This is a genomic window from Mesorhizobium sp. USDA 4132 (genome assembly GCF_056279545.1).
The window spans coordinates 3,568,169-3,590,717 of record NZ_JBWCCP010000001.1 but is presented as its reverse complement, the minus strand read 5'-3'; the positions used below and the strand labels follow the sequence as shown (position 1 = coordinate 3,590,717).

22 protein-coding genes are annotated in these 22,549 nt (G+C 61.3%); 9 read left to right on the top strand and 13 right to left on the bottom strand.

Annotated elements, in window-relative coordinates; genetic code table 11:
* Window positions 1-17 precede the first annotated feature (17 nt).
* Window positions 18-1,610, top strand: coding sequence for an FGGY-family carbohydrate kinase (locus tag ACZ9IU_RS18255; protein ID WP_038545459.1), 1,593 nt, complete (start codon window positions 18-20; stop codon window positions 1,608-1,610).
* A gap of 67 nt (window positions 1,611-1,677) precedes the next feature.
* Here ACZ9IU_RS18255 and ACZ9IU_RS18250 read toward each other — a convergent pair whose 3' ends face one another.
* A complete protein-coding gene (locus ACZ9IU_RS18250) occupies window positions 1,678-2,586 on the bottom strand; it encodes a hypothetical protein (protein WP_038545456.1) in 909 nt (302 codons plus the stop codon).
* A 233-nt stretch (window positions 2,587-2,819) separates the two neighbouring features.
* Here ACZ9IU_RS18250 and ACZ9IU_RS18245 point away from each other — a divergent pair, with 233 nt between their 5' ends.
* The gene (locus tag ACZ9IU_RS18245; protein WP_038545453.1) at window positions 2,820-3,533 is read left to right on the top strand and encodes a sulfate transporter family protein; all 714 of its coding nucleotides are present in this window, start codon (window positions 2,820-2,822) and stop codon (window positions 3,531-3,533) included.
* Between the two features lie 27 nt (window positions 3,534-3,560).
* Here ACZ9IU_RS18245 and nth read toward each other — a convergent pair whose 3' ends face one another.
* Window positions 3,561-4,352 (bottom strand): endonuclease III, encoded by a 792-nt coding sequence (gene nth, locus ACZ9IU_RS18240; RefSeq protein WP_038545449.1) that lies wholly within the window; start codon window positions 4,350-4,352, stop codon window positions 3,561-3,563.
* Window positions 4,353-4,388: 36 nt separating this feature from the next.
* Between nth and ACZ9IU_RS18235 the strand changes: the two genes are divergently transcribed.
* The 3 genes from ACZ9IU_RS18235 (at window position 4,389) to ACZ9IU_RS18225 (ending at window position 6,314) form a co-directional block, all read left to right on the top strand.
* Window positions 4,389-4,871: a DUF2244 domain-containing protein gene (locus tag ACZ9IU_RS18235; protein ID WP_038545446.1), complete on the top strand. Its 483-nt coding sequence runs from the start codon at window positions 4,389-4,391 to the stop codon at window positions 4,869-4,871.
* A gap of 149 nt (window positions 4,872-5,020) precedes the next feature.
* On the top strand, window positions 5,021-5,902 hold the full coding sequence (locus ACZ9IU_RS18230) for a methylated-DNA--[protein]-cysteine S-methyltransferase (RefSeq protein WP_038545443.1): 882 nt from the start codon (window positions 5,021-5,023) through the stop codon (window positions 5,900-5,902).
* Between the two features lie 163 nt (window positions 5,903-6,065).
* The gene (locus ACZ9IU_RS18225; protein ID WP_038545439.1) at window positions 6,066-6,314 is read left to right on the top strand and encodes a PilZ domain-containing protein; all 249 of its coding nucleotides are present in this window, start codon (window positions 6,066-6,068) and stop codon (window positions 6,312-6,314) included.
* A gap of 49 nt (window positions 6,315-6,363) precedes the next feature.
* Here the strand turns inward: ACZ9IU_RS18225 and ACZ9IU_RS18220 are convergent, their stop codons facing one another.
* Entirely contained in the window at window positions 6,364-7,296 is a 933-nt protein-coding gene (locus tag ACZ9IU_RS18220) for a sugar-binding transcriptional regulator (protein ID WP_437179059.1), read from the bottom strand.
* A gap of 235 nt (window positions 7,297-7,531) precedes the next feature.
* Here ACZ9IU_RS18220 and tal point away from each other — a divergent pair, with 235 nt between their 5' ends.
* Window positions 7,532-8,497 carry a transaldolase gene (gene tal, locus ACZ9IU_RS18215; RefSeq protein WP_038545433.1) on the top strand — a complete coding sequence of 322 codons (966 nt, stop codon included), beginning with the start codon at window positions 7,532-7,534 and terminating at the stop codon, window positions 8,495-8,497.
* An 85-nt stretch (window positions 8,498-8,582) separates the two neighbouring features.
* Here the strand turns inward: tal and ACZ9IU_RS18210 are convergent, their stop codons facing one another.
* The 3 genes from ACZ9IU_RS18210 to ACZ9IU_RS18200 all read right to left on the bottom strand — a co-directional run bounded on the left by ACZ9IU_RS18210 (window position 8,583) and on the right by ACZ9IU_RS18200 (window position 11,272).
* Window positions 8,583-9,380, bottom strand: a complete 798-nt coding sequence (locus tag ACZ9IU_RS18210) for a class I SAM-dependent methyltransferase (RefSeq protein WP_038545430.1) — start codon at window positions 9,378-9,380, stop codon at window positions 8,583-8,585.
* Window positions 9,381-9,498: 118 nt separating this feature from the next.
* Complete coding sequence (locus ACZ9IU_RS18205; RefSeq protein WP_038545427.1) at window positions 9,499-10,794, bottom strand: MFS transporter; 1,296 nt, start codon at window positions 10,792-10,794, stop codon at window positions 9,499-9,501.
* A 76-nt stretch (window positions 10,795-10,870) separates the two neighbouring features.
* Window positions 10,871-11,272, bottom strand: a complete 402-nt coding sequence (locus tag ACZ9IU_RS18200) for a MarR family winged helix-turn-helix transcriptional regulator (RefSeq protein WP_038545423.1) — start codon at window positions 11,270-11,272, stop codon at window positions 10,871-10,873.
* 219 nt (window positions 11,273-11,491) lie between these two features.
* Here ACZ9IU_RS18200 and ACZ9IU_RS18195 point away from each other — a divergent pair, with 219 nt between their 5' ends.
* The gene (locus tag ACZ9IU_RS18195) at window positions 11,492-12,874 is read left to right on the top strand and encodes a hypothetical protein (protein ID WP_051899813.1); all 1,383 of its coding nucleotides are present in this window, start codon (window positions 11,492-11,494) and stop codon (window positions 12,872-12,874) included.
* A 137-nt stretch (window positions 12,875-13,011) separates the two neighbouring features.
* Here the strand turns inward: ACZ9IU_RS18195 and lysS are convergent, their stop codons facing one another.
* The 3 genes from lysS to ACZ9IU_RS18180 all read right to left on the bottom strand — a co-directional run bounded on the left by lysS (window position 13,012) and on the right by ACZ9IU_RS18180 (window position 18,106).
* Entirely contained in the window at window positions 13,012-14,508 is a 1,497-nt protein-coding gene (gene lysS / locus ACZ9IU_RS18190) for a lysine--tRNA ligase (protein WP_038545420.1), read from the bottom strand.
* Window positions 14,509-14,760: 252 nt separating this feature from the next.
* Entirely contained in the window at window positions 14,761-16,218 is a 1,458-nt protein-coding gene (gene gltX / locus ACZ9IU_RS18185; protein ID WP_038545418.1) for a glutamate--tRNA ligase, read from the bottom strand.
* 115 nt (window positions 16,219-16,333) lie between these two features.
* A complete protein-coding gene (locus ACZ9IU_RS18180; protein WP_038545415.1) occupies window positions 16,334-18,106 on the bottom strand; it encodes an SLC13 family permease in 1,773 nt (590 codons plus the stop codon).
* 208 nt (window positions 18,107-18,314) lie between these two features.
* On the opposite strand from ACZ9IU_RS18180, the gene ACZ9IU_RS18175 reads away from it, so the two are divergent.
* Window positions 18,315-18,857 (top strand): glutathione peroxidase, encoded by a 543-nt coding sequence (locus ACZ9IU_RS18175; protein WP_038545412.1) that lies wholly within the window; start codon window positions 18,315-18,317, stop codon window positions 18,855-18,857.
* 38 nt (window positions 18,858-18,895) lie between these two features.
* On the opposite strand, the gene ACZ9IU_RS18170 is transcribed toward ACZ9IU_RS18175, so the two are convergent.
* The 4 genes from ACZ9IU_RS18170 to ACZ9IU_RS18155 form a co-directional block, all read right to left on the bottom strand.
* Complete coding sequence (locus ACZ9IU_RS18170; protein WP_051899812.1) at window positions 18,896-19,258, bottom strand: HVO_A0114 family putative DNA-binding protein; 363 nt, start codon at window positions 19,256-19,258, stop codon at window positions 18,896-18,898.
* Entirely contained in the window at window positions 19,255-19,479 is a 225-nt protein-coding gene (locus ACZ9IU_RS18165; RefSeq protein ID WP_244447437.1) for a toxin-antitoxin system TumE family protein, read from the bottom strand. The genes ACZ9IU_RS18170 and ACZ9IU_RS18165 overlap by 4 nt, the downstream gene beginning before the upstream one ends.
* Window positions 19,480-19,616: 137 nt before the next feature.
* Window positions 19,617-20,384 (bottom strand): TerC family protein, encoded by a 768-nt coding sequence (locus ACZ9IU_RS18160; protein ID WP_038549620.1) that lies wholly within the window; start codon window positions 20,382-20,384, stop codon window positions 19,617-19,619.
* A gap of 98 nt (window positions 20,385-20,482) precedes the next feature.
* Window positions 20,483-21,184, bottom strand: coding sequence for a TetR/AcrR family transcriptional regulator (locus tag ACZ9IU_RS18155; RefSeq protein ID WP_038545406.1), 702 nt, complete (start codon window positions 21,182-21,184; stop codon window positions 20,483-20,485).
* A 134-nt stretch (window positions 21,185-21,318) separates the two neighbouring features.
* Between ACZ9IU_RS18155 and ACZ9IU_RS18150 the strand changes: the two genes are divergently transcribed.
* Complete coding sequence (locus ACZ9IU_RS18150; RefSeq protein ID WP_038549618.1) at window positions 21,319-22,533, top strand: HlyD family secretion protein; 1,215 nt, start codon at window positions 21,319-21,321, stop codon at window positions 22,531-22,533.
* The last annotated feature ends 16 nt before the right edge of the window (window positions 22,534-22,549 follow it).

Below are 22,549 nucleotides of genomic sequence, written 5' to 3'. Positions count from 1 at the left end.
ACAGGAAACAAATCCGGATGCGTGATCACCTCGTTGCGGTCGATATCGGCACGGGCAGCGCCCGCGCCGGCGTCTTTGATCGCAGCGGTCGGCTGCTTGCCAAGGCGAAACATCCGATCGCCATGTTCCGCCCCAAACAGAATCACGCCGAGCATGATTCCGAGGAGATTTGGGCCGCCACCTGCCGCGCGGTAAGGGAGGCGATGGCGGAGACCGGGATCGCCGCGGACCGTATCGCCGCGATCGGCTTCGACGCCACCTGTTCGCTCGTCGCCCGCGACCGTGAGGGCAGGCCGCTCACGGTTTCCACGACCGGCAAGGCCAATCAGGACACCATCGTCTGGCTAGACCACCGGGCGATCAGCCAGGCCGACCAGCTTTCCGCCACCGGCCACAAGGTGCTCGAATTTTCCGGTGGCTCGCTGTCGCCGGAGATGGAAATGCCGAAGCTGATGTGGCTGAAACAGTATCTGCCGCAAAGCTGGGCGAGGGCGGGTTATCTCTTCGACCTCGCGGATTTCCTGACCTGGAAAGCGACCGGCTCGCCCGCCCGTTCCCGTTGCACGCTGACTGCAAAGTGGAACTATCTCGCCCACGAAAACCCCGGCTGGAGCGCCGATTACCTGGCGCTCGCCGGCCTCGAAGACCTCCTCGAAAAGGGCGGACTGCCGGACGAGACCATCGGTGTCGGGACAAGTCTGGGAAACCTCAGCCGCCAGGCAGCCGAAGAGCTCGGCCTTGATAGCCTAGTGCAGGTGGCTCCCGGCATGATCGACGCCTATGCCGGCGCCTTCGGCGTCCTCGGCGGAGTTTCCGGCGGTGCCTCCGAAGGCTCGAAGCTCGAAACCAGCGTGGCGCTGATCGGCGGCACGTCGAGCTGCATCGTCGCCTTCACCAGGGATTCCAAACCCGGCCGCAGCCTCTGGGGTCCCTATTACGAGGCGATCCTGCCGGGCCATTGGCTGGTAGAAGGTGGTCAATCGGCGGCGGGTGCGCTGCTCGATCATATCGTGATGATGCACGCCGCCGGCGGCGAACCGACGGCCGACCTGCACGGCCGCATCATCGCCCGCGTCGGCGAGCTGCGCAGCGAGACCGAGGGCGATATCGCCCCGAACCTCCACGTCCTGCCGGATTTCCACGGCAACCGGTCGCCGCTTGCCGACCCGCACGCGACCGGCGTCATCAGCGGCCTGACGCTCGACACCTCCTTCGACGGCCTCTGCCGGCTCTACTGGCGCACCTGCGTCTCGATCGCGCTCGGCATAAGGCACATTCTCGATGCGCTATCGGGCTACGGCTACCGCTTCGAAACCCTCCACGTCACCGGCGGCCACGTCAACAACCTGCTGCTGGTCGAGCTCTACGCCGACGTTACCGGCCGCAAGGTGGTGATCCCGGAAAACCGGGACGCGGTGCTGCTCGGCACGGCGATGGCCGCCGCCGTTGCCGGCGGGGTGTTTGGTTCGTTGTTCGAAGCGGGGCAGGCCATGGATGCAGGCGGGACGGAGCGGCTGCCGGACCCGGCGCGGGCAGAGCAGTACGGGCTGGATTACCGGCGGTTCCTGGCGATGGTCCGGCATCGGGATGAGTTGCGGGGGATGGCGTAGGCTGGAGTGCTTAAATGCCCTTTGCGGGGATTAGATGTTACGGCGCGACGTAATCAGAGAGAGAATATTATTCTTTCAAGGCCTTTTTCAGGCGCTTTTCCACTGCCTTCATGTCTACGTCCTTCGAATACCAAGCCTTTCCGCCTGTGATCTGGTCGAGTTCGTCGAACCAATCAAGCGCGGTTTTGATATGAGAACGGGCAAGGCGCTTGGGCTGTAGCACCTCCATCAGGTCGGTAAGAAATATTACGAGCATCCGCATGCGAATAATTCTAAAATCTCCGTCCCGGTCTAAGTTGTCAAAAAAAAGCGCTGCTTGATGAAACCAGCGAGCGCTATCGGAGCCAACGGGCCTCTTTTGAAGAATTTCGAAAAATGCACCAAAATCTATTAGACAAAGTTCCTTTTGACCGTCTGCCATGCGGCAGCCGATGGCCCGCAGCTCCTCTCTAAAAATCAAACAATCGCGCCATTTGTGAATGTCTGGATGTTGATTGACCCATCCATCTGCGATGGCACTTCGGACATTGCGTAAGGATGATTCGAGAAGATGATTTCGATCGAGCGCTTCGACATCGAGAGTTCCGATATCACGCCGGTACAACTCGATCCATCCCAAAAAACTGCACAGACGATATACGTTACTAACGAACCGATATTGATAATAGTGATTCCCGGCAAGTGCATGGGAGTCTCTACTAATCTCTTTATGTAAAAGATCGATCCCAAATCTCTCTATAGTGCAATTTGGCCGGGATAATCCGTAAAAACGGCCGGAAAGCTCTTCGGCCGCGAGGAAAATTGGAAGCTGATAGCGGCGATAGACAAGAATTAGGGTTTGGTGGGCTTTCCAACGCTCGAATGAGCGTACTGCCAATACGTCTTTCAGATAGAGAGCTATGAGATTGCCGAATATGGTGACGAAGGAGCCAATTACGGTGAAGGTCAAAATTTGCGAAATCTGTATTCCAAACACAGGTTATCCTTCTCGCTGTTTTTGAGCATAAGCAACTTTTGAGAGAATGTATGTTTTCTGCAATTTTACAAGCGTGTGCTTTGTATGGGGCGTGTCAGCATCTGGCTGTTTACGTGACGCATTTCACATCGTAGCAACTGCACGAACATTGACGTTGTTTGGTAGGGATACCGCCCCTCCTTGCTCCCCCGCCCCCTCAAACCTACATCTCTCCCGCCAACCTGGAGACGCCGATGATCCTCGACGCCGCACGCCTTTCGCTCGCCAACCTTTTCGCACCCGAGACCCGTGCGGTGTTCTGGAAGACATTGGGTCTCACCGCCCTCGTGCTGATCGGTCTCTGGTTCGCTCTGCGCGAAGTCTTCATCCTTTATGCCTGGCCGTGGTTTGCGGCCTTCTTCCCCGATCTGCCGGATTGGGCGGGTTGGCTCACCCTGTTTGCGGCGATCGCTGCCAGCATCGGGTTGGCGCTGGCGCTCGCTCTGCTGATCGCGCCGATCACGGCGCTGATTGCTGGTCTGTTCCTGGATGACGTGGCCGAAGTGGTCGAGAAGCGCGACTATCCGAACGATGCGCCCGGCAAGGCGATGCCGCTCGCGCAGGCGATCATCGGCTCGATCCAGTTTCTGGGCGTCGTCATCGTCGGCAATATCGTCGCACTTTTCCTGCTGTTCATTCCCGGCATCAACCTGATCGCCTTCTTCATGGTGAATGGCTATCTGCTCGGCCGGGAATTTTTCGAGTTCGCGGCGATGCGGTTCAGAACGCCTGCGGAAGCACGCGCCTTCCGCTCGAAACATTCCTCCACCGTGTTCCTGGCTGGCCTTCTGATCGCGTGTTTCCTGGCGGTCCCGATCGCCAACCTGCTGACGCCGCTGTTTGCCGCGGGCCTGATGGTGCATCTCCACAAGGCGGTCTCCAAGCGCGATCCTGGCTTCAAGCTTTAAGCAGGCGCAGCCGAGGCAATCGCGGCCCTACTCGACGGGCTCGCCGATGAGCTGCTGCGGCAATTCCACAAGCGGTGCCGGCACGTCGACGGTTTTTTCCGGCGAGCGGCAGAGATCGGCGATGACGCAGCGCTCGCATTCCGGTTTTCGTGCCTTGCAGCAATAGCGCCCGTGCAGGATCAGCCAGTGGTGGGCGTGGAAGAGATACTGGTCGGGGATGACCTTCAACAGGTTCTCCTCCACCTCGTCGGGCGTCTTGCCCGGCGCCATCAAGAGCCGGTTGGCGATGCGGAAGACATGCGTGTCGACCGCCAGCGTTGGAATGCCGAAGGCCATCGACATCACCACGTTGGCCGTCTTGCGGCCGACGCCCGGCAGGCGGATCAGCTCTTCGCGCGTCCTCGGCACTTGGCTGCCGAACTCGTCGATCAGCATGCGACAGAGGGCGATGACGTTTTTCGCCTTGTTGCGGTAGAGCCCGATCGTCTTAATATATTGGGTGACGCCTTCCTCCCCGAGGGCCAGCATCTTTTCGGGCGTATCGGCGACCTTGAACAGCGCCCGCGTCGCCTTGTTGACGCCCGCATCGGTCGCCTGGGCGGATAGTGCCACCGCCACCACCAGCGTGAACGGGTTCACGTGCTCCAGCTCACCCTTCGGCTCTGGCCGCTGCACCGAAAAGCGGCGAAAGATCTCCTCCATCTCCGCTTTCGAATAGGCGGACTTGAAGCGCTTGGGTTTGGGTGCGGCCTTGCGCTCGGGCGCGTGATTTGACTTTTGCGAGGTGCTGGTTTTGGATCTGATCTTTGGAGTCGCCATATGCCTGTATAGGCATCCCGCAGGAGGGAAATCAACGTGGACGTTTCCGAGGATCAGCCTGTTTTTGCGGCCGAACTGACGCCCTACCGTTCGCTCGGCAAAACGGGCTTTCGCGTCGTTCTGGTGTTGACGGGCGGCATCTGCGTTTTCTATGGCGGCTTTTTCCTGATTACCGGCGCCTATCCGATCGGCTTCTTCTTCGGGCTGGATTTCCTCGGTCTTTATATCGCGCTGAAGATGAGCTACCGCTCGGGCCGGGCGCGCGAGGAAGTGACGGTCTCGCGCAGCAACCTGTCGATCCGAAAATTCTCGCCGGCGGGGCGTGTGGTGGAGCATCGCTTCAATCCGTTCTGGGCGCGCTTCAACGTCCGCCGCCACGAGGAGTTCGGCATCACGTCCATGTCTGTGACGGGCGAGGGGCGCGGCACCGATATCGGCTCCTTCCTCAATCCGGACGATCGTGAAAGTTTCGCCAAGGCCTTCAAGGGTGCTCTCGCCATGGTCAAACATCGGATCTGAGCGGGCGAGAAAACCGGCAATCGGGCAAGAAACGGGTGGTTTCGGCGAGGCTGAAGGCGCATTTAGAGGGCATATCAGTTGCACAGCGATTTTTTGCGCGCCCACCGCTTCGGCTTCATCGGCGTGCGGCGCTGTAAAGGAGACAAGCCATGAATGCTCTCGCCAAGATCGATTCGTCGCCCATCGACGTGACGCCCGATGGTTCCGACTACGAAACCGTCCGCCGCGTCATCGAGATGATCACGCTCGATTACCGCGACCAGCCGTCGCTCGAGGCGATTGCCTCCGAGCTTGGTCAGTCGCCGACGCAGCTGCAGAAAGTGTTCACCCGCTGGGCCGGGCTGTCGCCGAAGGCCTTCCTCCAGGCCGTCACCCTCGACCATGCCAAGCGCCTGCTCGGCAAGGAGGAACTGCCGCTGCTCGAAGCCTCCTACGAACTCGGGCTTTCAGGTCCGGGACGATTGCATGATCTGTTCGTCACTCATGAGGCGATGTCGCCCGGCGAATGGAAAGCGCGCGGCGGCGGCCTGACGATCCGCTACGGCTTCCATTCGTCGCCCTTCGGCCAAGCGCTGGTCATGGCGACCGACCGCGGACTTTCAGGTCTCGCCTTTGCCGATCTCGGCCACGAGCAGGCGGCGCTCGACGACATGATGCGCCGCTGGCCGAATGCCGAATATGTTCCCGACCAGGAGATGACAGCACCCTATGTCGGCCGCGTCTTCGACCGTGCGAACTGGTCCTGCGATCAGCCGCTGAAGGTCGTGCTGATCGGCACCGATTTCCAGGTGCGCGTCTGGCAGAGCCTGTTGAAAATCCCGTTCGGCAAGGCCGTCACCTATTCCGACGTCGCCAACGATATCGGCCAGCCGACCGCCAGCCGCGCGGTAGGTGCGGCTGTTGGAGCGAACCCGATTTCGTTCGTGGTTCCCTGCCATCGGGCGCTCGGCAAGAGCGGGGCGCTGACGGGGTATCACTGGGGGCTGACGCGCAAGCGGGCGATCCTGGGCTGGGAAGCGGGGAATGCGTGAGGGGCCGAACGCTTGAGCTCAGCATTCAGGTTCCATTGCCGGGCCGCAAGCGGCAGATACCAAGTCGCCTGCAAAAGTCATGGGCGGCCTCTGAGGATTGCGGGATTGCCCATTGGGGCATATAAGTGATGACTGAAGTATAATCGTCGAAGGACGCGGTCAGGTGCATGAGCGCAGATACCAGAGATCGAAAAGCTTTCTAGGCGCCAAGATCGTCTTTAATGGCGATCATTCGGCCTTCGACTGCATCGTCAAGGAAATCTCAGCCGGCGGTGCGTTGATCAAGATCGAGAACGCGTTGTCCGTGCCGGAAAGCTTCGGTCTCGCCCTGTCAGATGGTCGACGTTTCGAATGCGAAGTCCGCTGGCGGCGGATCAATTCCCTCGGAGTGGAGTTTCTGACCGCTGCCTGATAATCCGTCTGTTGCAGCGCAGCCTGTGTCAGGCCAACCCTTGTGCTCCCTAGGAAGGTTCGTTCAACCTTAACAACTCCTTCGCCGCCGTCTCATCCGTAATCAGCGTATTGCACCCGACCCTGCGGATCGTCGCGCGGATCGCCACCGCGCGGTGCGCGCCGCCGGAGGAGAGCACGATGTGTTTGGCCTGTCTCAGCGTATCCAGATCCACGGACATCACCCGCTCGTTCAGCTTGTGATCCACCGAGCGGCCTTCTTCATCGAGAAAGTTGAACATCGTGTCGCAGACGCAGCCGGCGGCGATCAGTCGGTCTAGCTCGGCCTTGGATATGAAGCCTTCCGACAGCGAGGTCGAATGTGGCCCGATATCGCCGCAGCTCACCACCGCGAGGTCGAGATTTTCGGCGAGATCGTAGATCGTATTGAGCCCGCATTGCTCGATCAGCGCCCGCTTGGTCTTGACCGAGTCGACCAGAAGCGGCGCCAGGAACATGTAGCATTCGGCGCCCAGCTGGCCGGCGAAACGCCAAGTGTAGTCGATCGGATTGGTCTGGTGTACGGCGACGATGCCGCCGAGCAGCGACACGACCTTGCAGTTCTCCCGCCGCGGCGGGCGAAAGCTGCCGAGCGAGGCCGTCATGGTGCGGCCCCAGCCGACGCCGATGGTCATGTCGTCCTGCACCACTTCGGAAAGGAATTGCCCGAGCGCCAGGCCGACCGAACTGGCGAGCGCCGCGGCGCTGCTGTCGCGCGGGGCGGGCACGACCACGGCCTCGTCCAGCCCGTAGGCCTTTTCCAGCCGGATCGCCAGTTCGACGCAGGTGTCGATGCCTTCGCTGATCCAGATCTGGACCTCGGAGCGCTTCATCGCCTCGTCGAGCAGGCGGATCACCGTCGAGCGGCTCAAGCCCAGCCGTTCGGCGACATCTTTTTGCGTCAATCCCTGGTTATAATAAAGCCATGCCGCCCGCAGCCGCATGGAGGCGGCTTCGGAATAGGCGGTATGGGTCTCGTGTCTGAGCCTAGCCAACGGGCCTCCCGGGACAATGATGGACAAGCCCCATGATATTTGTTCCAACTGACACATATGTCAATTCCGAAGAACAAATGTCTTGACTTTTTGACCGCCGGCAGGGGATAATTCTTGCCAACGCGCTGGAGGAGCCAAATCGCGCAACAGGCGTTTAGTTCTCCATATATCGAGGAATATTCGGATGACGTCTAAACTAGAGCAGCTTCGTTCCATGACCACGGTCGTTGCCGATACCGGCGACATCGAGGCGGTCGCCCGCCTGAAGCCCGTGGATTGCACCACCAACCCGACCATCGTCCTGAAGGCGCTCGGCACGCCCATCTTCGCCGACAAGGTCAAGGAAGCGATTGCCTGGGGCCGCAAACAGTCGGGCAATCCGGACGCCGTCGTGTCCGCCGTCGCCGACCGTCTGGCGATCACCGTCGGTGCCGCCCTGTCCGAGCTGGTGCCGGGCCGCGTTTCGACCGAAGTCGATGCCGACCTGTCCTTCGACACGGAAGCGTCGATTGCCAAGGCTCGCCATATCATCGCCGCCTACAAGGAGCGCGGCATCGAGCGCGACCGCATCCTGATCAAGCTCGCCTCCACCTGGGAAGGCATCCGCGCCGCGGAAGTGCTGCAGAAGGAAGGCATCGACTGCAACCTGACGCTTCTGTTCTCCCAGGCCCAGGCAATCGCCTGCGCCGAAGCCAAAGTGTTCCTGATCTCGCCCTTCGTCGGCCGCATTCTCGACTGGTACAAGAAGTCAACCGGCCAGGACTATACGGCCGAGACCGATCCGGGCGTCGTCTCCGTGCGCGCCATCTACAACTACTATAAGGCGAACGGCATCAAGACGATCGTCATGGGCGCCTCCTTCCGCAATGCCGGCGAAATCGAAGCGCTGGCCGGCTGCGACCGCCTGACGATCAGCCCGGCTCTGCTCGACGAGCTCGACAAGGACACCGGCAAGCTGGAGCGCAAGCTCGTGCCGGAAACGTTCAACGCGGAGCCGTTGCAGTCGCTCGACGAGAAGTCCTTCCGCTGGATGCTGAACGAGGACGCCATGGCGACCGAAAAGCTGTCGGAAGGCATTCGCGCCTTCGCCAAGGACCTCGCGTCGCTGCGCCAGATCGTCAAGAAGGAACTGACCCTGGCCGCAGCCTGATACCAGCTTCCACCGCCGGCATGAAGAAAGGCCCGTCTCGCGACGGGCCTTTCTACATTGGCGAAGGGTCAAGTCCACGTCGGGATCAGTGCGGCTTTCTGCTGACGAACAGGCCGGTTTCCTTCTCCACCTCGAGCACGCCATTGCCGCGCTCGAATGCGGCGGCGATTGCTTGCCGGAACGCGTCCAGTTGAGCCTCGTCCGCGCCGTCGCCGGGCGGGTAGGAAGTCAGCGCCAGAAACACGTCCTCCGGCTCCGTGATCCGCATTCTTGCGGGGTGCTGCGCGAAGGCGACATCGCCGAACCTCGCACGCATCAGCTTCTCGGCCTTGTCGTATCCGAAAATGGCGGCGCTCGGATCGAACGGCTCGCTGCCGAACACGGTGGTAAGCTCGTAGATCCCGCGCATGTTGCCGATGCCATTGGTGGTGACGGCGAGACAACCTCCCGGCTTCAGCACCCGGGACATTTCCGCGATGCCGGCCGCCGGATCGGCCACGTGGTAGAGCATGTGCATGGCGATGACGACATCGAAGCTATCGTCGTCGAAGGGCAGGGCGGAAGCTTCCGACTGCCGGCCCGTGACCGATCCGAAGGGGAGGGGCGTGCAGCGCGCAAGGGCCTCTTCCACCATTCCGGAGGACTGATCGGCAAGGGTGAGGTCGAGATTTCCAGGTATATCGTTGATGACGGAGGCCCAGAACCAGGCTGGGCCGCAGCCGATATCGAGAACGCGGTCACCCGGCCGCAAGGGCAATTGCCGTGCAACCCAGGGAAACCAGCCGGTTTCGGCAATCGTATATTCCCTGTTAAGGCGTCCGCGAGCCGCAAGCTTGCTGCTGTCGGCATATTGTACGGCGTTGCCCGAGGTGATCGACGACATGATGCCTCCCGCAGTGGCTCGCTTTGCGCACCAGATATCATATCCGGCGAGTTTGCAGTTTTGCAACGGCAGGTAATCTCCGGCGGCGAATGACGGCCGCCGGAGAAGTGCGGTGTCATCAGGCCGGCTGCGGCACCAGCTTGGCGGTGCCCGGCTTGCGCAGCAGCAGGACGGAAACCGCGGCGATCATGCACATCACGCCGGCGATCTGCAGGGCCGGCATGTAGGTGTTGAAACCGCTCTTCAGGTAGCCTGCGCCATAGGCCGCGGTGGCAGCGCCCAGCTGGTGCCCGGTGAACACCCAGCCGAACACCATGCCGGCCTTTTCGCGGCCGAATTTGTCGGCGGCGAGCTTTACCGTTGGCGGCACGGTGGCGATCCAGTCCAGCCCGTAGAAGACGGCGAAGGCCGACAGTTCATAGAAGCTGAAGCCGGAGACAGAGAGGTAGATCAGCGACAGGCCGCGCAGCCCATAATACCAGAAGAGCAGGATGCGGTTGTCATACCGGTCGGAAAGCCAGCCGGACATGATCGTGCCGAAGAAATCGAAGATGCCAAGCACGGCCAGCGTGCTGGCGGCGGCCAGCGGCGCCATGCCGAAATCGCCGCAGATCGAGATCCAATGGGTCTGGATAAGGCCATTGGTGGAAAGCCCGCAGACGAAGAAGGTGCCGAACAGAACCCAGAAGGTGCCGCTGGCCGAGGCGCTCTTCAGCGTGGTGATCGGCGAGATCAGCGTGGTCAGCAGCTTGTGATCCTGCTTCGGTGACCTGGAGACGGTCGTCTCGCCATAGGCCGGCAGGCCGACATCGGCGGGATGGTCGCGCATCAGCGCCAGCACGAGGATCATGGCGGCGCTGATGGCGAAGGCTGTCAGCGCCAGTGCCGTGCGCCAGCCATAGGTTTCGCTCAAGTCCGCCAAGAGCGGCAGGAAGACGAGCTGGCCGGTCGCATTGCTGGCGCTCAACATGCCCATGACGAGGCCGCGACGTTGCGAAAACCAGCGGGAAGCTACCGTTGCGCCAAGCACCATGGCGGTCATGCCGGTGCCGACGCCGATGACGATGCCCCAAAGCGCCACCAGCTGCCAGACCTCGGTCATGAATAGTGAAACGACAATGCCGCCCAGGATCAGCGCCAGCGCGGTCGTGACGACCTGGCGGATGCCGAAATGGTTCATGAACGCGGCGGCAAACGGAGCAAGCAGCCCGAACAGCAACAAACGCACCGCCATGGCGGACGAGATGTCGGCGATATCCCAGCCGAATTCCTGATGCAGCGGCTGGATCATCACGCCGGCCGAGCCCATGGCGCCGGCGGTCGCGAGCATCGTCAGGAATGTGGTGATGGCGACCACCCATCCATAGTGCAGGTTTCTGGCCGCCATCCATTGGGCGGCGCGATTGGAGATCATGGTTCTGTCCCTTTCCTGGTCGTTGCCGCTCCGGCAGCGTGTAATTTTCGGGTATATGCCCGCTTTTGCATAAAAATCAGAGAGCCGCCAGCAGCTCCTGCAATTGTCTGGTTTTCTCGGCCCCGAGCCGGGCCTCGATATCGTCCTGGACGCTGTCCCAGAGCGGCGCGCCCTGCTTCAGGATCGCCGCACCCTTCGGCGCCACCGTCAGCATCGCCTCGCGCTGGTCCTCGCCATGGCCGATCGTCACCAGGCCCATGCGCTCCAGCACCTTGGTATTGCGGCCGACCGTCGAACGGTCCAGTTCCACCTGGACGGCGAGATCGGTCAGCGAGATCGGCGCCAGCCGGTTGATGTTGCGCAGCAGGCTGAACTGCCCGATGTTGACGCCAAGCGGCGCCAGGGCCTCGTCGTAATAGGACGAGACCTTTCGGGAGGCTTTGCGCAGCAGGATGCAGTGGCAGGTGTCGTTCGGCATAGAGCGGGTATATACCCGCGGTTGGATTTGCGCAAGAGGGGCGCATCAAAAGCTGGAACGTTTCGGAATGGCGCAGGCCGACCCGAAGAAAGACCTCCAGGGCACAAAAAGAATGGCCCGGCTTAAAGCTTCCTCAACAAGAATAGGCGACTATCCCGGCACTATTCCATCCTGTTGTTTTGCGTAGATATGGAGTTTGATCATGCCGGAGCTCGGCAAGTGAAGGGTCTGAAGTTCCGGTTTTCCAAGAAGCTCGTCTTCATCCTCATGGGCAGTATCGTCGTTCTTGGCGGTGGCAGCGGTGCGGCCGCTGTGCTCATCGGTACGGACAAGATCCTCGGCCCCTCCTATCTGGAGATCAACGGGCTCGAATGTACCGCGCTGGAAACGGTCAAGATCAAGCGCGATCAGCGTTACTGGATCCGCAAATACGTGGTGAGCGACGGAACCGGCGACGGTCTGGCGCGCATTCGCACGGCCTTGCGTGTCGCCAAGGCGGTCCAGGAAAAGGAAAAGGCGGATCTCGTCCAGGTGGCGATGATCGACAAGGCCGGCCCCCGCGATCGCGCTCAGATGCGCGGCCGTGCGATCGGTGCCCAGGTCGTCTATATTCCGGATCCCAACAAGGCGCCCGAAGGCGCCGACGTACGGCCCTATTCAGCCTACTACCTCGATGGCGCGGCCAATTCGAACGGCGAATATTACGGCATACGCATCGACCTGCCGCTCGAGGATGTCGAGACGCTCACCGCACGGCTGACCGATCACGCCGATTGCGTCGAACCGGTCGTCGCGGCGCCGGAAGGCGAACACGGCGCTTCCGCCAGCCATGGCGAGAAGCCGAAGAGCCACGGAGCAATGAGCGAAAAGCCCGCTTCCGGTCATGGCGAGCCTGTTACCGACCCGCATGGAGCGCCAGCCGATGCGCATGGTGCTCCGGCCGAAGGCCATGGTGACGAAATTGCGGCCAAGGAAAACGGCGGTTTCTTCAGCTCCATCACCGGCATGATCTTCGGCTCGAAGGCGCAAGCGCCGGCAGAAGCCGCACATGCGCCCGAGGGCAATGCCGCCGCCGCTCAAACCCATGCCGCCCATCCGGCTCCGACCGCCGCCACGCATCCGGCACCTGTAGCACAGAACAAGGCTGCCGCCGATCAGGGCCAAGGCAAGCAGAAGCCGGCCGCACCTGCTCAGGTCGCGTCCGCCGAACCGAAAAAGCAAGAGGGCGGTTTTCTCGCCTCGATAACCGGCATGTTCTCCGGCAGCGGCGAACAGGGGAAGGCCGAAGCACCACAGGCCGCAGCCCAGACCGCCGCCAAGCCAGCAGAGCCCGCGCCTGCGCCACGTACGTCTGCGGAAGGCGGCAAGCGCTGGTCCAAGCAGACCGACGGCGATGCGGTTCGTTCCGACGCCAAACCGCCGGAAACGGCGCATGCGGAAGCAGCCCCGGCCAAGACCGCCGGCTCAACGGACGCGGACGCCGCCGGCGCCGAATGGCTCGCAAAGCTCAGGGGCCAACCGGCTCCAGCCGCACCCGCAAAACCCGCTGAGGCGGCGTCAGCTTCGGATGCGAAGGGCCCGGCTGAGAAGGTCGTGCATTGAGAGGGGAGTAAACCGACTTCTCCGTCGTCATCTCGGGCTTGACCCGAGGATCCAGCATCCGCAATGCCCAGCCGGTGGAACCTCGGGTCGAGCCCGAGGATGACGACCGTGGTGGCCTTGGTGGCAGGCGAACCCTATCAATCCGCCTTGGCGCGTCTCGCCGGGAACAGGATCACATCGCGGATCGACGGTGAGTCCGTCAGCAGCATGACGAGGCGGTCGACGCCGATGCCGAGGCCGCCGGCGGGCGGCATGCCCTGGTCGATGGCATCCAGGAATTCGTCGTCGAGCTGCTTGTCTTTTTCGCCGCGGGCATGCGCCTGTTCCAGCTGTTCGACCATGCGCTTGCGCTGCTCTTCCGGGTCGTTGAGTTCGGAAAACGCGTTGCCCAGTTCCCAGGCGTTGCAATAGGTCTCGAAGCGCTCGACGAGGCGCGGTTCGCCCGGCACTTCCTTGGCGAAGGGTGAGATGTCCTTCGGGAAATGCGTCACGTGGCTCGGCTGGATCAGCGTGCCCTCGACCTTTTCCTCGAAGATGAAGGCAAGGCATTCGCCCCAGGTCCAGTCCTTCTCGACCGCGAAGCCGGCGGCCTTGGCGGCGGTGCGGGCTTCCTCGTCAGTCTTCATGGCAAGGAAGTCGATCCCGGTCGCTTCCTTCACCGCATCGGGCATTGGCACGCGCTTGAACGGGCCCTTGAAGGACAATTCCTTGTCGCCGAACTTTACTTCGGTCGTACCATGGATGGTCATGGCCAATGTCGAGAACATGCGCTCGACGAGGTCCATGATGTCCTCGTAGTCGGCATAGGCCCAGTAGCACTCCATCATCGTGAATTCGGGATTGTGCCGGGTCGAGACGCCTTCGTTCCGAAAATTGCGGTTGATCTCGAACACCTTGTCCGTGAGGCCCGAAACCAGCGTACGCTTCAGAAACAATTCCGGCGCGATACGCAGGTACATGTCGAGCTTCAGCGTGTTGTGGTGGGTCTTGAACGGCTCGGCTGTGGCGCCGCCATAGACCGAATGCAGCATGGGGGTTTCGACTTCCATAAAGCCGTCGTTTTCCATGAAGCGGCGGATGCCCGAGACGATGCGGCTGCGCTGCTGGAAGCGGAGCTTCGACTCCTCGTTGGTCATGATGTCGAGATGGCGCTTGCGGTAGCGCAGCTCGACATCCGAGAGGCCATGCCACTTCTCCGGCATGGGGAGCAGCGACTTGGTGAGCATGGTGATGTTCTGGGCGTTGATGGTCAGCTCGCCGCGCTTGGTGCGGCGCACGACGCCTGTGACGCCGATGATGTCGCCGATATCGACCATCGGCAACAGGTCGCGGGCTTCCTGCGGGGTGGTATCCTTGTGCGAGAAGATCTGCACCTTGCCCGATGCGTCATGGATATCCATGAACATGCCGGAATTGCGCGAGGAATAAACCCGGCCGGCGACGGTGACGATGTCCTGTGTCTCGACGTCCGCCTCGAGGTTCTTGTATTTCTCGGCTAGCTCCGCATTGGTCATCGTCCGGTGGAAATGCGCCGGATAGACGTCGCCGATCTTTTCACGAAGCAAAGCGAGTTTCTGGGCGCGCACCTGTGTGGCGTCGGAGGAGAGGGCGGTTTCGGTCGTGTTCTCGGTCATCGTGTTTCGCCTTCTTCGGGCTGTCTTCGTTGCGGTTACCCCCTCTGCCCTGCCGGGCATCTCCCCCTCAAGGGGGGAGATCTGATGGAGCTTGCTCATCGCCCTCTCTCTGTCATCGCATGCCCAGCATTCGACGCTGGTTAGGGCGGAGGTGGCGCCTCTGGTTGATCTCCCCCCTTGAGGGGGAGATGCCCGGCAGGGCAGAGGGGGGTATGCTGTACATCCACCTTCAATATGAAGGCATGCGGTTTCTTACTTTCCGTCGCCCACCATGGATGCCACCACTGTCGCTGCAATCTTCAGCCTCTGGCGCACCACGGACCGGCCGAGCAGCGCCATGCTATCGAACAATGGCAGCGAACGGGACGAACCCGACATCGCAACGAAAAGCGGCGGCGTGACGACGCGCAGCTTCTTGGCGAGCTTGTCGGCCACGGCGCGCAGTTCAGCGTCGATCGTCTCGACATTCCATTCGAGGATCTTTTCGAGATCCGTCTGGACGGTGGTGAGGATTTCCAGCGTCTCGGCCGGGCTGGTCTTCAGGCCCGCAAACGAGGCGGGTGTCAGGCCGACATCGGAGGACAGCAGGAAGCCTGCGAGGTTCGGCAGCTCGCCGAGCTTCGAAATGCGGCTCTGCGAGTGTTTCAGGCCTTCCGTCAGGCGGCGGTTCTCCATGGCCCACTCCAGAACGCGGGCGACGAATTCGTCCGGAGACAGCTTTTCGCGCAGCCAGCGGCCGTTCAGCCAGTCGAGCTTCTGGATGTCGAAGATCGCGCCGGCCTTGGAGAGGTTGTCCGGATCGAACTTCTCGATGAGCTCGTCCATGGTCAGCATCTCTTCGCCTTCGGCGATCTGGATGAAGAACAGGCCCAAAAAGTTCATCAGCGCTTCCGGCAGGTAGCCGAGCGCGGAATAATAGGAGATCGAGGTCGGGTTCTTGCGCTTCGACAGCTTCGACTTGTCGGCATTCCTCATCAGGGAGAGGTGCATGAACACCGGCTGTTCCCACTCGAAATAGCGGTAGAGCAGGATGTGCTTCGGCACCGAGGCCAGCCATTCCTCGCCACGTGCCACGTGGGTGATCTTCATCAGATGGTCGTCGATGACGTTGGCCATATGGTAGGTCGGCATGCCGTCGCCCTTGATCAGCACCTGCATGTCGACCGAATCCCACGGGATCGACACGTCGCCATAAACGCCGTCATGGAAATCGCAGGAGCCCTCGGTCGGGATCTTCATGCGGATGACCGAGCCTTCGCCCGCCGCCATCTTGGAGGTCACTTCCTCGGCCGTCAGGTTCAAGCAAAGGCCGTCGTATTTCGGCGGCTTGCCGGCGGCGCGCTGGCCTTCGCGCATCTGCTCGAGCCGCTCGGGCGTGCAGAAGCAGCGGAAGGCATGGCGCTTGTCGAGCAGCTGCTGGGCGTAGGGCTGGTACATGTCCTTGCGGTCGGACTGGCGGTAGGGACCGTAGGGGCCGCCGACATCCGGGCCTTCCGCCCAGGTCAGGCCCGTCCAGCGCAGCGCGTCCAGAACCTTGTCCTCGAATTCCTGCGTCGAGCGCGTCGCATCGGTATCTTCGATGCGCAGGATGAATTCGCCACCATGTTTCTTGGCGAAGAGATAGTTGAACAGCGCGATATAGGCGGTGCCGACATGCGGCTCGCCTGTCGGCGAAGGGGCGATGCGGACGCGGGGCTTCGTGGCGATCATGAAGAATGCTCTATCTGTGGCGGCCGGAAAGGCGCCAAGCCTGTTTTTGAAATGCGGATTGGCGCAGGCTTAGGCCATATTCAGCCGTAAGCGTCAAGGTTTTTGGCCCTGAACCTTACCTTACCGGCCAAACATAGAGCAGTGCCGGCACGCTGACGAGGATGATCAGGAAAGAAAGCGGCAGGCCGAGGCGGGGATAGTCGGAGAACTTGTAGCCGCCGGGGCCGAAGACCAGCGTGTTGCACTGGTGGCCGACCGGGGTGAGGAAATCGCAGCCGGCGCCAATCGCCACCGCCATCAGAAACGCCTCCGGCCGAAAACCGAGATTGGTGGCGAAGCTCGCCGCGATCGGGCCCATCACGAGCACCGTCGCGGCATTGTTGAGGAACGGCGTCACCGCCATGGCCGTAATGAGGATCAACCCGAGGGCACCCCAGGCCGGAAGTGTCGCGGCAACGTGGCCGAGCCAGCCTGCGATCAGCTCGCTGCCGCCGGTCGTCCTCAGCGAATCCGAAACCGGGATCAGCGCGGCCAGCATGACGAGGATCGGCCCGTCGACCGATTTGTAGAAGTCGTTGAGCGGGATCGCCCGGAAGATGACCATGCCGAGGGCAGCCGTGAAGAAGGCGACCGGAACGGGGGCAATACCAACGGCCGTCGCGGCCATGGCAAGCGCCAGGATGACCAGCGGAATGAAGGCGCGCCGCTGTGTCCCGAGCAGGATTTCGCGCTGGGCGAGAGGCAGCAGGGAAAAATCCTGCAGCACGGCGGGCAGGTTCTTGCGGCTGCCTTGCAGCACCAGCACGTCGCCCGCCATCAGCGTCAGCTCGCCCAACCGCTGCGTCAGCCGTTCGCCACGCCGGCTGATCGCCAGAAGATTGATGCCGCGCGTATAGGAGAGCGCCAGTTCCTTGGCGGACAGGCCCTTGAGCGACGATTCCTGGGTGATGATCGCCTCGACCGAGATCACGTCCGTCTGCGTCTGGCCTTTTTCCTTCAGCGGTTTGCCGGACAGTTTCAGCCTGCCGCCGGAGACGATCCGATCGAGCGCCTTCGAAGGGCCTTCCAGCATCACCACGTCGCCTTCACGCAGCGTCAGGTCCGGAAAGGGCGACATGCGGGACGTTCCGCGCAGCACCGCGATGGCCAGCACGTCGCCGTCGGCATGCTTCAGAAGTTCGCTGAGCGGCTTTTCCAGTATCGTCGATTCCGCGGTCAGGGAGACCTCGGACGTGTAATTGGTGATCTCCACCGCCTCTTCGATCGAACTGTTCTCCCGGGTGCGGCTCGGTACCAGCCAGTGAAAGAAGAGCAGGAAGGTGATGCCGACGACGGTCAGGATCGACCCCATCGGCGTGAAATCGAACATCGTGAAAGACCTGCCGGTCAGCTCTTCGCGCAGCCGCGAGACGACGATGTTCGGCGAAGTGCCGATCTGTGTCATCAGCCCGCCGAGCAGAGCGGCGAAAGCCATGGGCATCAGGTATTTCGACGGGGAGGCGCCCGATTTCCTGGCGAACTGGAAGGCGACCGGCATCATGATCGCCAGAGCGCCGATATTCTTGATGAAGGCGGAAAGCAGCGCCACGACGATCATCAGCAGCGCGAGCTGCGTGGGCAGCGTGTTGAGGTTCGGGAAGAATTTCTTGATCGCGGTATCGACGATGCCCGACCGTGCCACGCCGGCGCTGACCACCAGCGCGCTGCCGACAATGATGACGATGTCGTCCGAGAAGCCGGAAAACGCCCTGTCGACCGGCACGACGCCGAGCGCGACGGCCAGCACCAGCGCGCAGCAGGCGACCACATCATAACGGAACCGATCCCAGATAAAGACCGCCATCATGATGGCGATAACGGAAAATGCCAGGATCTGCTGAGTGGTCATGCCGCCCTTGACGTCGAGAGGTCCAGCGGGAGAATCGCCGCCGGCAGAAGGATGGAGGTGGTGCGGTCGTGCCGCCGATCAATGTAGTGAGGCGTTTAAAGTTCCAGCGCAGTGGGCGCAAGGGGGCGCCTGCCCACTGGACAACGCAGGTCGCTTCGCTAGGGTATGGCCGTGGGGCTATTGAATTGTTTTGAATGGAGATTTGTCGATGACTGATGTTTTGAACGTGCCGGTGAAGCTGGCCGATGGCCGCGAGACCACGCTTTCGGAATACAAAGGCAAGGTGATGCTGGTCGTCAACGTTGCCTCGAAATGCGGCCTGACCAAGCAGTATGAAGGCCTCGAAAAACTCTACGAAGACAAGCGCGGCGATGGTTTCGTGATCACCGCTTTCCCGGCCAACAACTTCAAGGGCCAGGAGCCCGGCACGGATGCCGAGATCGTCGAATTCTGCCAGCTCACTTACGATGTAAAATTCCCGATCTTCTCGAAGATCTCCGTCAAGGGCGAGGACAAGCACCCGCTCTACCAGGGCCTCACCGGCTCCGGCGTGCCGACCACCGGCGACGGTCCGATGAAGGAAAAGCTGCGGGGCTTCGGCATGGAAGTCGAAGACGGCGAGATCGTCTGGAATTTCGAGAAATTCCTGATCGGCCGCGACGGCGAGATCAAGGCCCGCTTCGCGCCCGATGTCGACGCGCAGGACAGCCGGCTGGTCGAGGCGGTCGAAAGGGAACTGGCGAAGAGCTGAGCGGCCCGGCAAAGCCGGAGCAATTCTTTGCCTTCCAACTAGGCCGCTTCAGTGATCGCCATTTCTGCCGTGATGCGATCCCAGGGAACCTTGACCAGACCCTCCGTGGTCTTTTCGATTAGACCGACCTCGGCCAGGGCGACCACGTCGGCATGGACCCCGCGATAATCCCGCTTCAGGGAATGAGCGAGCTGGCGGATCGAGGAGGTGCCAGCCGCTTTCAGGGCGCGCAGAAGCCGCCAGCGATTGGCGGTCAGCACCTTTAAGAGAAGATCCATGCTTTCGAAGGCAATCTCGCCCGGCTGCAGGCTGAAATCGCCGGCGTCGATCCGCGCTCCAGCCCTTGTCGCGTTTTCGAAAAACGCGTCCATATTAGAAACGTGGATCCGAACTTCGCTCATACCTTCAACTCCTGGCGGACATCGTCTTCGAAATCCCCGATCATCCGTTCAAGGCTCTCGAAACGATAGGGTTCCTCATGATCGCGATAATGGCGGTGATCGCCTTTCCCAAATTCGTTGTCGTAGCCAATAATTCGCTCTCCCGGGCGTCCGAAGAAAAGCGAATATTTCAATCCATGTGGACGTTCCGCGTTGGGATCCGGAAGCTGCCAGACCTTCATCTGGATGATCCTTCCATCATCCAGATGAAATTTCCGATCCATGATCAGGGTCGCTCGCGCCATTTGATGCTTTATCTAGCATATGCTGAATATGGCATCAAGGCGATGCTCGACTTGACGGAAGGGAAACGTCACCATCAATGCAGCGTCGTCCCGCTGCCCTTTTTCTTCTTGCGGGCGTTGCGCGCCACCATGTTGAGCATCTCGACGCCGGCGGAAAAGGCCATGGCGGCGTAGATATAGCCCTTGGGCACGTGCACGCCAAAACCTTCGACGATCAGGGTGCCGCCGATCATCAGCAGGAAGGCGAGCGCCAGCATGACGATGGTCGGGTTCTTCTCGATGAAATTGGCAAGCGGGGTGGCGGCGATCAGCATCACCGTGACGGCGGCGATGACGGCGACGACCATGATCGGCAGGTGAGGGGTCATGCCGACGGCGGTGATGATGCTGTCGATCGAGAAGACGAGATCGAGCAGCAGGATCTGGCCGATTGCAGATGCGAAGCTCATCTTGAGCACGTCCTTGCCGGCGCCGACCAGGTCTTCCTTGTGGTCGTCGACATCGACGGAATGGTGGATTTCCTTGGTCGCCTTCCAGACAAGGAAAAGGCCGCCGGCGATCAGGATCAGGTCCTTCCAGGAGAAACCGTGGCCGAAGGCCTCGAAGATCGGGTTGGTAAGCTGGACGATCCAGGCGACGGTGCCGAGCAGGGCGAGACGCATGACGAGCGCCAGGCCGATGCCGATCCTGCGGGCGCGTTCGCGGCTTTCGGGTGGTAGCTTGTTGGTGAGGATCGAGATGAAGATCAGGTTGTCGATGCCGAGCACGACTTCCATGACGACGAGGGTGACGAGCGCCACCCAGGCGGCCGGATCCTGAACCAGCGCGACGATATCCTGCATCAACATTCCCTTCTTTCAATCGCAAGGCGTAATTGCCGTCCCGATTTAAGGACTGGAGATGCAAAGACAAGAGGAGGTTGCGTTACAACCTCCTGAAATCAGGCATGTTCTTTGGTTTTTGTCGTCACGGAAGCGTTATGCAGGCCGTAGGCTGCCATGAATACCCGGATCGCCCCGGTAACAGCACGGTCGATTTCGCGGAAGGGCGGCACGTCGTCGAGATCGCCAAACAGGCGGAACTTGAAAAATGTGCCGCTCGACATATCGATGAACTGACGCGCCGCCAGGTCCGTATCCTCGATCTTCAGATTGCCGAGCGCGATATGACGCTTAAGGAAATCCTCAAGAACTGTGCGTACGTTTTGAGACGGTGAGTTGAAGAAGTGATGACAGATGTTTGGAAGACGATCGACGACGCCGATGACGGTGCGCATCGCGCCGATCACCTGCGGAGAGGTGATATGGGTCACAAATCCCATCCCGAAGCGGTAGAGACCGTCCTCGACTTCCTCACTGCCTGCGAGGATGTCGCGCATACGCAGGGTGATCCGCTCGCGTTCGCGCGCCACGATCGCCCCGAACAGGTCTTCCTTGTTCTGGAAGTAAACGTAGATCGTGCCTTTAGAAACGCCCGCCTCGCGGGTGATGTCGTTCATGCTCGCCGCGTCGAAGCCGAGCTTCATAAAGACGCTCTTTGCCCCGTCGATAATCTGTTCGCGTTTCGCCGGGTCTTCGCCCGCTGCGAAACGTCCGGCGGCAATCGGATCGTTTTTTTCCAGTTTCCTTGTCTGCCTGGCCATTTCGATGCCCTTTTTTAACCTTTTCGAACCGAGCGGTTCGATTGCTCTTGATATGTGTCATCGAAAGGTCTAAGTCAAGGTCGCTGAACCGATCGGTTCGATGAAATAAGACGCTCCCAAGACGGTATATGAAGATGACGGCCTCTCACAATACCGGCGCATTGCGCGCCGTGACGACGGAAAATGCCGACCTTTCGGAGGCTGAAGCCCGCAAGGCTTCGCCTGCGGCCGAACAGCCTGCGGCTGCCGAGGCGATTGCGGCCCCGGCCGCTGCCAAAGCGCCGGAAAAGAAGAAGCGCCGCGGCCTCCTGCTGCCGATCATCGCGCTTGCCCTCCTTGGTGGTGCCGGCTGGTACGGCTATAACTGGTGGATCGACGGCCGGTTCCTGGTTTCGACGGACGATGCGTATGTCGAAGGCGATATCGCGGTCATCTCGCCGAAGGTTTCCGGTTACGTCGCCAAGGTGAACGTCGTCGAAAACCAGGCCGTCAAGGCAGGCGATTCGCTCGTCACGCTGGACGACGGCGACTACCAGCTCGCACTTCGCAAGGCGCAGGCCGCCATAGAATCCGCCAATCTCGCAGTGTTGCGGATCGACGCGCAGATCGTCGGCGGCGAAGCGGCGCTGAAGCAGTCCCAGGCCCAGCAAGGCGCTCTCGAAGCTGCTGTTCGCGGCGCCGAGATCATCCAGAAGCGCGCGACGAGCCTGCAGGCAAGCGCCGTCGGCACCGCCGCCGCGCTCGACAGTGCCCAGATCGCGCTCGAACAGGCCCGCGCCAATCTCGTCGCCGGCCAGGCCGCGGTTGCCTCGGCCCAGGCCAATATCGGCCTTCTGCATGCGCAGCGCGACGAAGCGGTCAACACGATCCGCACCCAGGAGCTCGCCCGCGACCAGGCCCAGCGCGATCTGAACTTCACGGTCCTGAAGGCGCCTTATGACGGCGTCATCGGCAACCTCTCCGTTCAGACGGGTGATCTCGTCTCGACGGGCAAGCGGCTCGCGTCGCTGGTGCCGCTGACCGAGCTCTATATCGAGGCGAATTTCAAGGAAACTCAGCTTGGCCATCTGCAGCCGGGTTCCAAGGTTCGCGTGCATGTCGATGCCTATGACGATCACAACATCACCGGCACGGTCGTGTCGATCGCGCCGGCTTCCGGTGCCGTCTTCTCGATGCTGCCGCCGGAAAATGCGACCGGCAACTTCACCAAGGTCGTGCAGCGCGTTCCGGTGCGCATCTCGATCCCCAAGGAAGACCTGGAGCGTCAGCATCTTCGCGCCGGCCTGAGTGTCGTCGTCGACGTCGACACCCGCACTGCGCCTGGCATCGGCGCTGTCGCTGCCAAGTAAAGAGAACCAAGGAGAG